Source organism: Pseudoalteromonas sp. S1609 (assembly GCF_005887255.1).
Lineage (GTDB): Bacteria > Pseudomonadota > Gammaproteobacteria > Enterobacterales > Alteromonadaceae > Pseudoalteromonas.
In genome coordinates, this window is record NZ_PNDJ01000002.1 from 1 (window position 1) to 11,633 (window position 11,633).

Here is an 11,633-nt window from a genome sequence, read left to right on the forward strand (position 1 = left end):
AATCGCCCCTAGTTTGAACGAATTTTAATCCGTAAAGGGCAGCAGACCCTAATATTAACGGCATTTATCGCCGCCACCTATGTAATACCAACCAGCGCCGAGTTATACTCGGCGTGTTTTGTTTTAATTAAGAGCAAGTATGTCTACACAATTACGAATTTTTAAAGCGGATGCGGCATTAAAATGGTTTAAAGCGGGTTGGCTAATTTTTAAAACTCAGCCATTAACTTTTATTTTTATGCATTTGTTTATTGGCATTGTTGGCTTGTTGTCGTTATTTTTGCCGGTATTACAAATAGCTGCAGCATTGGCTACACCATTTTTAACCGCTGGTTTTTATCAAGCCGTGCTTACCAAGCAGCAGGGCGGAAAAATTATGTTAGCCGACATTTTGAAGCCCTTTTCAGCCAAAGGAAATCGGTTAGGCTTATTTCGCTTAGCGCTTTATCAAATGGGGGCCGGTATTTTAATTGCCCTGCTTGCCAATGGGTTATTTGCTGATGCAATGGCGGTTATGACACAGCCAGACCTAGATCCAAACACCGCCGTTAGCCAAATGCTTGAGAGTATTTCGCTTGCAAACGTGGCATTGTTTTTAATTGCGCTCTCAATTTACTTTACTTCGTTTGCCTACGCAGTACCGCTGGTTTATTTTAATAAAGAGCAACGTATTTTAAATGCCTTAAAAAGTTCGTTTATGGTGTTTTATTATAATATTTTACCATTAAGTGTTTATGGTATTATTTGCGCATTATTAATGGTGGTGTCGATGTTCTTATCGCTACTACCGCTGTTGATTTTAATGCCAATTTGCTACATTAGTTTCTTTGTATCTTATCAGGCTATTTTTATGCCCGTTGTGCCACCAAGTGATGACAGTAACATTAAGCCTTTAAGTAGCGAGCAAAGCGGGCGCTTTGACGCTTAATGGATGATACATTAAAACAAAAGTTAAAAAACTATGTGCTTTGGTTACTAGGAAGGCAAGAGTATTCGCGCCGAGAGTTAACTCAAAAGTTACAGCAAAGAGAAGCAACCGATGAATTCATAGAAAACCTGCTTGATTGGTGTGAAAAGCACAACTTTATTAACGAGCAGCGTTACTGTGAAGGGTTTGTAAGAAAACACATATTTAAATGCCATGGCTTAAAGCGAATTCAAAGTGAAGCCATGAGTAAAGGGATTGATAGAGCACTGCTTGAAACAGTGGTTGATGAGCTGGAAATAGATTGGTTTGAGCTCGCGCAGGAAGCGTACAACAAAAAATATTCAACGACACCGGCAAACCTCGAGTACAAAGAAAAAGCTAAGCGCGTGCGCTACTTAATGTATCGAGGTTTTAGCTATGATCAAATAAATTTTGCAATGCAAGCACAGTAAATACAGGTGAGACTTTCACATGCAGCACATGACTACCGCACAAATTAGGCAACAGTTTTTAGACTTCTTTGCCAGCAAACAACACCAAGTTGTTCCTTCTAGTTCGCTTATACCGGGTAACGATGCCACGTTGTTATTTAATAATGCCGGTATGGTGCAATTTAAAGATGTATTTTTAGGCGCCGAAAGCCGCCCTTATACACGCGCAACTAGCTCTCAGCGTTGTGTGCGTGCTGGTGGTAAACACAACGATTTAGAAAATGTTGGTTACACAGCACGTCACCATACCTTTTTCGAAATGCTAGGTAATTTCAGCTTTGGTGATTACTTTAAGCAAGATGCAATTAAATTTGCGTGGGAGTTTTTAACTGAAGTTGTAAAACTACCAAAAGAAAAGCTTTTAGTAACTATTTACCATGATGACGAAGAAGCCTTTGGCTACTGGGCTAACGATATAGGTTTACCTGAAGATCGTATTATTCGTATTGCAACGAGCGATAATTTTTGGTCTATGGGTGATACCGGCCCTTGTGGTCCATGTTCTGAAATATTTTATGATCACGGTGAGCACATTTGGGGTGGTCCTCCGGGCACTCCTGAAGAAGATGGCGACCGTTTCATTGAAATTTGGAACTTAGTATTTATGCAATACAACCGTCAAAGTGACGGGACTATGGAGCCACTTCCTAAGCAATCTGTTGATACTGGTATGGGCCTTGAGCGTATTTCAGCTATTTTACAAGGTGTGCATTCAAACTACGAAATCGATTTATTCCAAGGCTTAATTGCCGCCGCTGCAAGCGTTACTAATGCACAAGATATGGATGATAAATCGCTTCGCGTGGTGGCGGATCATATTCGTTCGTGTGCGTTTTTAATTTCAGATGGGGTTATGCCATCAAATGAAGGCCGTGGTTATGTATTGCGTCGTATTATTCGTCGTGCAGTACGTCACGGTAATAAGTTAGGTGCTAAAGGCGCGTTTTTCTATAAATTGGTTTCTGCACTTATTGAGCAAATGGGTCAAGCGTACCCAGAGCTTGCTAAGCAACAAGAAATTATTGAAAAAGTACTGCGTATTGAAGAAGAGCAGTTTGGTAAAACGCTTGAGCGTGGTTTAGCTATTTTAGAAGAAAGCTTGAGTGATTTAACCGGGGATGTGATCCCAGGTGACTTAGTATTTAAACTTTACGATACCTATGGTTTCCCTGCCGATTTAACAGCCGATGTAGCACGTGAGCGCCAAATGACCATTGACCATCAAGGTTTTGAAGCATGTATGGCAGTGCAACGTAAAACAGCACAGCAAGCGGGCAAATTTGGTGCAGATTATAATGAGCAATTAAAATCAGACAAGCATACTGATTTTAAAGGCTACGATAGTAATCATTACCGTGGCACTGTGGTAGAAATTTTTGCCGGTGGCGAATCGGTATCGTTATTAGAAGATGGTCAGCAAGGTATTATTGTTTTAGACCGTACTCCGTTTTACGCTGAATCAGGCGGCCAAATTGGTGATAGCGGTACAATTACTGTTGCCGGTGGTGAGTTTAATGTAACAAATACCACTAAATTGGGTAATGCTTTTGCTCATCATGGAACAGTTCAAGGGCGTATTGGCGTTAACGATAAAGTGGATGCGACTATTGACGATGCGCGTCGTGAAAGCATTAAGAAAAATCACACAGCTACGCACATTTTACATGAAGCATTGCGTCAGCTTTTAGGTGAGCACGTATCGCAAAAAGGCTCACTTGTGCAGCCAGATCGCCTGCGTTTTGACTTCTCACATTTTGAAGCAGTGACCAAACAAGAACTGCGCGAAATTGAACGTGTAGTAAATGACGAAATTCGTCGTAACTTTGCACTTAACACTGAGCTAATGGCAATTGATGATGCTAAAGCAAAAGGTGCTATGGCATTGTTTGGCGAAAAGTACGATGACGAAGTACGTGTAGTAACCATAGGTGATTACTCAATTGAGCTTTGTGGTGGTACACATGTAGAGCGTGCAGGTGACATTGGTTTATTCAAAATTGTATCTGAAAGCGGTATTGCTGCCGGTGTTCGTCGTATTGAAGCGGTAACCGGTGCAGAAGCAATCGCTTATGTTAATGAACAAGAACAGCAATTAGCAGATGTTGCCGCGCTTGTAAAAGGTGACAGTGCGTCAGTACTTGAAAAAGTAACTGCCTTACTTGAAAAGTCGAAAGGACTTGAAAAGCAAGTTGCCCAACTTAACGATAAACTAGCCAGTGCGGCAGGTGCATCATTACTTGATTCAGTGGTTGAAATTAATGGGGTTAAATTGTTAGTTGCCAACGTTGAAGGAACTGAATCAAAAGCGCTTCGTGGCATGGTTGATGACCTTAAAAATAAGATTGGCTCAGGCGTTATTGCTTTAGGTGTTGCCAGCGGTGATAAAGTAAGCCTAATTGCGGGTGTAACTAAAGACTTAACCGGTAAAGTAAAAGCGGGTGAGTTAGTTAACCACATGGCAGGCCAAGTAGGTGGTAAAGGCGGCGGTCGTCCAGATATGGCGCAAGCAGGTGGTTCTGAGCCACAAAACTTAACTGCAGCACTTGATAGTGTAACAGCTTGGTTAACTGAGCGTACTTAAGCTTAAGTGGCACTTATAGTTCAAAAATTTGGCGGCACTTCGGTAGGCTCAATAGAGCGTATTGAAGCGGTCGCCGACCTTGTTGTTAAAACTAAGCAACAAGGCCACCAAGTGGTGGTGGTGCTTTCGGCAATGTCGGGAGAAACCAATCGCTTAATTAATCTTGCCAAACAAATCGACTCTCGCCCGAGTAGTCGTGAACTCGATGTATTACTCAGTACCGGTGAACAAGTCTCTATAGCTTTATTAGCGATGGCGATTATTAAACGCGGCCATTCTGCGGTAAGCTTGTTAGCCGATCAGGTGAATATATTAACCGATAACATGTTCGGTAAAGCCCGTGTAGAAGACGTGGCTGCAACGCGTTTAAAACATGAACTTGAACATAACCGTATTGCTATTATTGCCGGCTTTCAGGGGCGCGATATTGAGGGCAACGTGACTACGCTTGGGCGTGGTGGCACCGATACCTCTGCAGTTGAAATAGCGGGTGCAATAAAAGCGGATGAATGTCAGATCTATACTGATGTTGATGGCGTATATACAACAGATCCTCGTATTGAACCTAATGCACGACGTTTAAGCCATGTAACCTTTGCCGAAATGCTTGAGCTGGCTAGTTTAGGTGCTAAAGTGCTACATATTCGCTCTGTAGAGTCGGCTGGTAAGCACAATGTACCATTAAGAGTGTTATCTAGCTTTAAACCTGATGAAGGTACATTAATTAGTTTTGAGGAGAGCGATGTGGCGAGTAACGTTGTGTCGGGTATTGCATTTAATCGAGACGAGTGTTTGATTAAGGTACATGGAGTACCGCAAGGCACAAAAGCGCTTGCAAAAATTTTGAAACTTTTTGCAGATAATGGCATCGAAATAGATATGATTAATCAAATTAATCATAAAGTTGAAAAAGTCGACTATGCTTTTACTGTGCATTTAAATGATTATTTAAACGCACTTGATTTGTTAGCGGCTGAGCAACAGCAATTTGACGCACAGGCAATTGACGGATTAACTAATGTGGCGAAAGTGTCAGCTGTGGGTATGGGGATGAAATCTCATTCTGGGGTAGCGAGTTTATTTTTTGATTCGTTAGCACAAGAGAGCATTGATGTGATGTTTGTTTCAACCTCAGAGATAAAAATTTCAGTTTTAATAGATGAGAAATACCTTGAACTGGCTGTTCGTGCATTACATAAGACATTTTTAACAGAAAATGAATAGATTGAGAGTTTTTACTTACTTTTTAGTCTAATTTTAATTAAAATGTGTTGCGGAATCTTATAATTTTATTGGAACATGGGAGCAAGAGAATGCTAATACTAACTCGTAGAGTAGGCGAGACCCTGATGATTGGTGACGAAGTAACCGTTACTGTTCTGGGTGTTAAAGGAAATCAAGTTCGTATCGGTGTTAACGCACCTAAAGACGTATCAGTTCATCGTGAAGAAATTTACATGCGCATACAAGCTGAAAAGTCTAACCCTAATCCGGGCAATGCTTAATCAAGATAATATAAAATGTGTTAGTTAAAAACTATGACATTTATAAAAGCCACTCACTGAGTGGCTTTTTTGTTAATAAAATCAATGGTTTCTTCGTTGAGTATTGCCTTGGAAATGTACTGCATACCGCTTTTACTTTTTAACAATAGGCCGCAATCTGTAGTAATTACTTCATTAATGTCGTGCCAAGCTAACTGGTAATTTTTGTAATGATTGGTTGATTTTATTCCGTCCTCGTCGAAGGTAAGGGTTACTTCAGAGCCTGACGCTCTGCTAAGCATTTGCCTTGTTACCCACCAAGGGCGGCGATAATAAAAAGCAATGCACTCAAGTAAAGCTAGCATAAGCAAGAATGTACCAAGGTAATGATCGCCTAAACCATAAATGCCAAATAACCCTAAAACCACAAGTAGCGCCAATAAAAAGTATTTAGGTTGTGCACGCTTACTATAAGGCAGCGATTGGTCGAAGCATTCATAAAAATAAGGTTTATCGAGTTTATAAGTTGTTGTAAAGACCATGTGTTTGCACTTAAAAGCTATTTTTTATTATTTTAGCTTAATGCGAAGCTTAAAAGGGGAAATGACTAGAAACTATTTATATTTTAGGCATAAAAAAACGACCCGTAGGTCGTTTCTTAGCTAAATAAATAATATTAGCAATTTGTCTCTTCGGCATTAACGCCTTCTTTTACTTCTTCACAGGTATCTTCTACCTTGTTTTGAACATCTGTCACGGCTTCGTCAATACGCTCACCGGCTTCTTCTGCATGATTGTCTTCACAACCCATAATAAATGCACTTGCGAATAGACCAATAGCTGCTGCTTTAAGTGTTGATGATTTCATAATGTAATTCCTTGTATATAAATTTAAAAAGAGAGTTCGTTGTTTCTTATCTACCTGGGGCTTTTACCACGTAAAGCGCCAGAGACAAGTGAAATAACCAGTAAAACTAAAAAGATAAAAAATATGATCTTAGCAATTCCTGCTGCGGCTCCTGCAATACCACCAAATCCTAAAACGGCTGCGATTAGTGCGATCACCAAAAATGTAATTGTCCAGCGTAACATTGTCATCTCCTTGATTTATCTAAGTGTTAAAGTGTTGTTTTTATATAAGCGAGTAATGTGCCAGCATTTTATTTTGTTTTAAATCAAAGGCTTATTTCTGTTTTTCGCGATTGGCTTTATATTGAGTTGGTAATTTTTACGATCTTATCGGTAACTTATTCACAGTTGTCTCTGATGAGATAATAAATAGTTGTTGCTGCTCTTTTCTTTGGTAAGACCAATTAACATTTGTTTTGAAGGTTATTAGTGGGTTAGTACAGTAGGTTTGTTTTATATGTGTTTTTACAAAGTATTAATGTTTTTATATATTCTTTGTTTATAACGAACATTTTTAGCATCTATATATCTGGGTTAAATAAGCTATTTTAGATGGTGTTAACTTTATTGGTGATATGTTACTTTTAGATTAATTGGTTTTACCAATTTACAACTTGTAGACAAAATAATAGTTTTTGTTACTATTGGTGAATAGTTATTTAAATAAACCGATTTTTTATGTGTTTGGTTTTAAACAGGGGAGAATTATGGATATAGGGGCTTTACTCACAACTGCAGGCAATTTAATGCTAACAGGCATGGTGGGTGTGTTTGTATTTCTTTCTTTATTGATTGGTGCAGTGACACTCATGTCTAAGCTGGCTAGCAAGTTTTCTCAGCCAGAACTAGCAGCATCACAGAGAACACCATCTTTTAAATCTCAAGGTGTGCCAAATGAGCACATCGCTGCAATTAGTGCTGCCATTGCTCAGTACAAAATAAATAATAATTAGAGGAGCATACCAATGGCTAAATTAAAAATAACAGAACTCGTACTTCGTGACGCACATCAGTCGCTCTTAGCTACCCGCATGCGATTAGACGACATGTTACCTATTGCAAAAAAAATTGATGACGCAGGTTATTGGTCTATAGAATCTTGGGGTGGAGCTACCTTTGATTCATGTATTCGTTATTTAGGTGAAGATCCATGGGAGCGTATTCGCGCGCTTAAAAAAGCGATGCCAAATACACCACAGCAAATGCTACTTCGTGGTCAGAACTTATTGGGATATCGCCATTATGCTGATGATGTGGTTGAGAAGTTTGTTGAGCGTGCTCACAAAAATGGCGTAGACGTATTTCGTATTTTTGATGCCATGAATGATGTACGTAATTTGGAAACTGCCATAAAAGCGGCGGTTAAAGTAGGGGCACATGCGCAAGGTACAATTTCGTACACAGTAAGCCCTGTACATACATTAGATATGTGGTTAACACTTGCTAAGCAGCTTGAAGAATTAGGTTGTCATTCAATTTGTATTAAAGATATGGCGGGATTGCTTAAGCCTTACGATGCAGAAGAACTCATTAAAGCGTTAAAAGAAACGGTTTCCATACCTATTGCTATGCAATGCCATGCAACAACGGGTTTAAGCACCGCTACTTATCAAAAAGCGATTGATGCCGGCATTGATATGCTCGACACAGCTGTATCGTCTATGAGCATGACTTATGGCCATTCAGCAACTGAAACAATTGCTGCAATTGTGGAAGGGACCGAGCGTGATACCGGGCTTGATTTAAACCACCTAGAAGAAATTGCCGCTTACTTTAGAGACGTGCGTAAAAAGTACGCTGCATTTGAAGGTAGTTTAAAAGGTGTCGATGGTCGTATTTTATTAGCTCAAGTGCCAGGTGGCATGTTAACTAACATGGAAAACCAGCTTAAAGAGCAAGGTGCTGCTGATAAACTAAATGAAGTGCTACTTGAAATTCCACGAGTACGTGAAGATTTAGGCTTTATTCCACTCGTTACACCTACCTCACAAATTGTTGGTACTCAAGCGGTATTAAATGTACTCACAGGTGAGCGTTATAAAACCATTACTAAAGAAACTGCTGGCGTATTAAAAGGTGAGTATGGTTCAACACCTGCACCAATGAATAAAGAGCTTCAAGAGCGCGTACTTGATGGCAGTGAAGCAATTACCTGTCGCCCTGCAGATATTATTAAACCTGAACTTGAAACTTTAGAAGCTGAGTTAAGCAAGCTTGCGCAGGAGCAAGGGCTAACTTTAGCCAATGAGCAAATTGATGATGTGCTTACCTATGCATTATTTCCACAGATTGGTTTGAAATTTATTAAAAACCGTAACAATCCTGATGCATTTGAGCCTGTTCCTAGCGCTGATGATAACGCCAATAAAGCACCTGAAAAATCAGCGGCAAACAATAAAAGCGTTAAGGCAGAGCAATACAGCGTTAAAGTAGACGGTAAAGTATACGATGTCGTGGTTGCTCAAGGTGGTGAGCTTAAAGAGGTGACGTTAAAAGACTCAGAGCATATTCCACAGTCAGCATCGGTTGCCTCGGGTGAAACTCTAAATGCACCACTGGCCGGTAATATTTTTAAAATTAAAGTAAAACCCGGTCAGGTAGTCAATGAAGGTGATGTGGTAATTATTATGGAAGCCATGAAAATGGAAACCGAAGTACGCGCTATGCATACCGGTACGATTGCTGAGGTGCTTGTTTCTGAGGGCGATTCAGTGTCAACCGGCGATGCAATGATTGCACTAGCTTAAGGAGTAAATAGAGGATGGATGGTATTTTAAACCTCTGGCATGCCACAGGCATTGCTAACTTTACATTTCCTGGGCTGATCATGATTGCCGTTGGTTGTTTGCTATTATTTTTAGCAATTGCCAAAAACTTTGAGCCGTTATTGCTACTGCCCATTGGTTTCGGAGCTATTTTAACTAATATTCCAGTAGCTGGTTTATCAGATCCAGGTGGCTTACTTTACTATGTTTATTATGTTGGTATTGATACCGGTATTTTTCCGCTATTAATATTTATGGGAGTGGGGGCCTTAACTGATTTTAGTGCCTTAATTGCCAACCCGCGTATGTTGCTATTAGGTGCGGCAGCGCAGTTTGGTATTTTTGCGACGTTATTTGGCGCTATTTTACTTAACTTTATTCCGGGATTTGAATTTAGCTTACAAGATGCTTCTGCAATTGCGATTATTGGTGGTGCAGATGGGCCAACCGCTATCTTTTTAGCGTCAAAGCTGGCCCCTGATTTACTGGGCGCTATAGCGGTGGCTGCGTACTCGTACATGGCGTTGGTTCCTATTATTCAGCCACCTATTATGCGTGCGTTTACAACGCCTGAAGAACGTAAAATTCAAATGCCAGAACTGCGTAAAGTATCTAAAAAGGAAAAAATTATTTTCCCACTGATGGTGCTTACCTTAACTGCTATATTCTTACCTGCGGCAATTCCGCTGGTTGGTATGTTCTGTTTAGGTAACTTAATGCGTGAGTCGGGTGTAGTTGATAGGCTCAGCAACAGTGCGCAAAACGAAATCATTAATATCACCACCATATTTCTAGGACTTGCAGTGGGCTCTAAGCTTGCTGCCGAGCAGTTCTTAACAGTAGAAACTATTGGTATTTTGGTACTGGGTGCACTGGCGTTTGCTATTGGTACAGCCTCAGGTGTATTTATGGCTAAAGGCTTAAATAAGATATCAAAAACCCCCATAAACCCATTAATTGGTGCTGCGGGTGTATCCGCTGTGCCTATGGCAGCACGTGTTGTTAATAAGGTTGGGCTTGAAAATAACCCGCATAACTTCTTATTAATGCATGCCATGGGGCCTAATGTTGCAGGGGTGCTTGGTAGTGCTGTTGCGGCAGGTATTTTACTAGCTCTTGTGGGTTAAATATAATTTAGACTCAACCTATTAGCGCAGTTTACTGCGCTTTTTTTTGCATAAAATTCACTGTTTTGACTTAAGCGGTTTCTTGTATAGGGTTTTTTGTTTAAAGTAATCACTCTTCATTTTTTAAAGGGCTGTCAAAATGTTACACACTCCGCTGGCAAAATATCTCTCGAATGTAAGCAAACTTGTTTTTGGCTGTATGGGTTTGGGAGGCGCATGGAATAAAGATGCGATTACCAGTGCGCATTTACAACAAACTCATTCATGCATAGATGCCGCCATTGAAGGCGGAATTAATTTTTTCGATCATGCTGATATTTATACCTTAGGCAAAGCCGAACATGTTTTTGGTCAAGCTTTGGCTGAGCGACCAGAACTTAGAGAGCAAATGTATATTCAGTCTAAGTGTGGTATTCGCTTTGCTGATGATCAAAACCCACAACGTTATGACTTTTCAGCTGATTGGATTGAGCGCTCGGTAGAAGGCTCATTAAAACGATTAAATACTGAATATTTAGATATACTTATGTTGCATCGTCCTGATCCTTTAATGGAAGTAGAGGAAGTTGCACAAGTATTTAGTTGTTTAAAAGAAAGTGGCAAAGTGCGTCATTTTGCGGTGTCTAATATGTCGCAATATCAAATACGGTTTTTGCAACGCGCTTTAGATATGCCGATTGTGGCCAATCAAATCGAAGCGAGTTTACAAAAACATCAATGGGTTGATGAAGGCGTTTATGTGGGTAATGCCGATGGCAAGGATATTAACTTTACCCCAGGCAATATTGAATATTGCCGTGAGCATGAAATTCAGATTCAAAGTTGGGGCAGTTTATGCCAAGGCTTATACTCTGGTGGTGATTTATCAAAGGCCTCGCCTGCAGATATTAATACCAGTATTTTAGTCAGTAAGCTTGCCATACTTTATGGTACAACAGTAGAAGCTATCGTATTAGCATGGATGCTGCGCCACCCAGCATCAATTCAACCAATTATTGGCACTACTAACATAGAGCGAATAAAAGCATCCTGTGATGCGGTTAATGTTAACTTAAGTCGTGAGCATTGGTATGAGCTATATATCAGCGCGAAAGGCTGCGCTTTACCATAACCTAGTGTAGGGTGATGATATGAACATATTTGTTATTATAATTAGCTTAGTCATTGCTTTGGTGATCATTATTCCGTTACTGGAAAAATACCAAAGTAAAATGGGGCTTGAGAGCGCTACTAAATATAGTAAGTATATTTGGCCACTGGTGATGATCTCTTTGGTTGTGCAGCTTATTTATGTACTCGTAAATTAACTCTGAAATCTAGCACCAAGCAGCTTAGATACAATGGGTAA

General features: G+C 40.1%; 13 protein-coding genes. 10 read left to right on the forward strand and 3 right to left on the reverse strand.

What is annotated here, in order from left to right:
* Positions 1–139: 139 nt before the first annotated feature.
* From CWB76_RS00620 to csrA, 5 genes are all read left to right on the forward strand, one after another.
* Complete coding sequence (locus CWB76_RS00620) at positions 140–928, forward strand: BPSS1780 family membrane protein (protein WP_138604928.1); 789 nt, start codon at positions 140–142, stop codon at positions 926–928.
* Complete coding sequence (locus CWB76_RS00625) at positions 928–1,380, forward strand: regulatory protein RecX (RefSeq protein ID WP_138604929.1); 453 nt, start codon at positions 928–930, stop codon at positions 1,378–1,380. Before CWB76_RS00620 ends, CWB76_RS00625 begins: the two co-directional genes overlap by 1 nt.
* A 19-nt stretch (positions 1,381–1,399) precedes the next feature.
* Positions 1,400–4,000 carry an alanine--tRNA ligase gene (gene alaS, locus CWB76_RS00630; protein WP_138604930.1) on the forward strand — a complete coding sequence of 867 codons (2,601 nt, stop codon included), beginning with the start codon at positions 1,400–1,402 and terminating at the stop codon, positions 3,998–4,000.
* A 6-nt stretch (positions 4,001–4,006) separates the two neighbouring features.
* A complete protein-coding gene (locus tag CWB76_RS00635; protein WP_138604931.1) occupies positions 4,007–5,224 on the forward strand; it encodes an aspartate kinase in 1,218 nt (405 codons plus the stop codon).
* Positions 5,225–5,313: 89 nt separating this feature from the next.
* Positions 5,314–5,505 carry a carbon storage regulator CsrA gene (gene csrA, locus CWB76_RS00640; protein ID WP_004587515.1) on the forward strand — a complete coding sequence of 64 codons (192 nt, stop codon included), beginning with the start codon at positions 5,314–5,316 and terminating at the stop codon, positions 5,503–5,505.
* Between the two features lie 53 nt (positions 5,506–5,558).
* Here the strand turns inward: csrA and CWB76_RS00645 are convergent, their stop codons facing one another.
* The 3 genes from CWB76_RS00645 to CWB76_RS00655 form a co-directional block, all read right to left on the reverse strand.
* Positions 5,559–6,026: a YcxB family protein gene (locus CWB76_RS00645; protein ID WP_138604932.1), complete on the reverse strand. Its 468-nt coding sequence runs from the start codon at positions 6,024–6,026 to the stop codon at positions 5,559–5,561.
* A gap of 134 nt (positions 6,027–6,160) precedes the next feature.
* A complete protein-coding gene (locus tag CWB76_RS00650; RefSeq protein WP_008115136.1) occupies positions 6,161–6,352 on the reverse strand; it encodes a hypothetical protein in 192 nt (63 codons plus the stop codon).
* Positions 6,353–6,402: 50 nt separating this feature from the next.
* Positions 6,403–6,576, reverse strand: a complete 174-nt coding sequence (locus CWB76_RS00655; protein WP_002961939.1) for a DUF1328 domain-containing protein — start codon at positions 6,574–6,576, stop codon at positions 6,403–6,405.
* Positions 6,577–7,100: 524 nt separating this feature from the next.
* Between CWB76_RS00655 and CWB76_RS00660 the strand changes: the two genes are divergently transcribed.
* From CWB76_RS00660 to CWB76_RS20005, 5 genes are all read left to right on the forward strand, one after another.
* Positions 7,101–7,346 (forward strand): OadG family protein, encoded by a 246-nt coding sequence (locus CWB76_RS00660; protein ID WP_138604933.1) that lies wholly within the window; start codon positions 7,101–7,103, stop codon positions 7,344–7,346.
* Between the two features lie 12 nt (positions 7,347–7,358).
* Positions 7,359–9,140, forward strand: coding sequence for a sodium-extruding oxaloacetate decarboxylase subunit alpha (gene oadA, locus CWB76_RS00665; protein WP_138604934.1), 1,782 nt, complete (start codon positions 7,359–7,361; stop codon positions 9,138–9,140).
* 14 nt (positions 9,141–9,154) lie between these two features.
* The gene (locus tag CWB76_RS00670; RefSeq protein WP_008115142.1) at positions 9,155–10,285 is read left to right on the forward strand and encodes a sodium ion-translocating decarboxylase subunit beta; all 1,131 of its coding nucleotides are present in this window, start codon (positions 9,155–9,157) and stop codon (positions 10,283–10,285) included.
* A gap of 139 nt (positions 10,286–10,424) precedes the next feature.
* On the forward strand, positions 10,425–11,396 hold the full coding sequence (locus CWB76_RS00675; RefSeq protein ID WP_138604935.1) for an aldo/keto reductase: 972 nt from the start codon (positions 10,425–10,427) through the stop codon (positions 11,394–11,396).
* A gap of 19 nt (positions 11,397–11,415) precedes the next feature.
* Positions 11,416–11,592 carry a hypothetical protein gene (locus CWB76_RS20005; RefSeq protein ID WP_171039582.1) on the forward strand — a complete coding sequence of 59 codons (177 nt, stop codon included), beginning with the start codon at positions 11,416–11,418 and terminating at the stop codon, positions 11,590–11,592.
* The last annotated feature ends 41 nt before the right edge of the window (positions 11,593–11,633 follow it).

Coding starts and splice junctions, on each gene's coding strand:
- CWB76_RS00645 (WP_138604932.1), bottom strand. CDS start 6,026: ATGGTCTTTACAACAACTTATAAACTCGATAAACCTTATTTTTATGAA.
- csrA (WP_004587515.1), top strand. CDS start 5,314: ATGCTAATACTAACTCGTAGAGTAGGCGAGACCCTGATGATTGGTGAC.
- CWB76_RS00675 (WP_138604935.1), top strand. CDS start 10,425: ATGTTACACACTCCGCTGGCAAAATATCTCTCGAATGTAAGCAAACTT.
- CWB76_RS00625 (WP_138604929.1), top strand. CDS start 928: ATGGATGATACATTAAAACAAAAGTTAAAAAACTATGTGCTTTGGTTA.
- CWB76_RS00655 (WP_002961939.1), bottom strand. CDS start 6,576: ATGTTACGCTGGACAATTACATTTTTGGTGATCGCACTAATCGCAGCC.
- CWB76_RS20005 (WP_171039582.1), top strand. CDS start 11,416: ATGAACATATTTGTTATTATAATTAGCTTAGTCATTGCTTTGGTGATC.
- alaS (WP_138604930.1), top strand. CDS start 1,400: ATGCAGCACATGACTACCGCACAAATTAGGCAACAGTTTTTAGACTTC.
- CWB76_RS00670 (WP_008115142.1), top strand. CDS start 9,155: ATGGATGGTATTTTAAACCTCTGGCATGCCACAGGCATTGCTAACTTT.
- CWB76_RS00620 (WP_138604928.1), top strand. CDS start 140: ATGTCTACACAATTACGAATTTTTAAAGCGGATGCGGCATTAAAATGG.
- CWB76_RS00650 (WP_008115136.1), bottom strand. CDS start 6,352: ATGAAATCATCAACACTTAAAGCAGCAGCTATTGGTCTATTCGCAAGT.
- CWB76_RS00660 (WP_138604933.1), top strand. CDS start 7,101: ATGGATATAGGGGCTTTACTCACAACTGCAGGCAATTTAATGCTAACA.
- oadA (WP_138604934.1), top strand. CDS start 7,359: ATGGCTAAATTAAAAATAACAGAACTCGTACTTCGTGACGCACATCAG.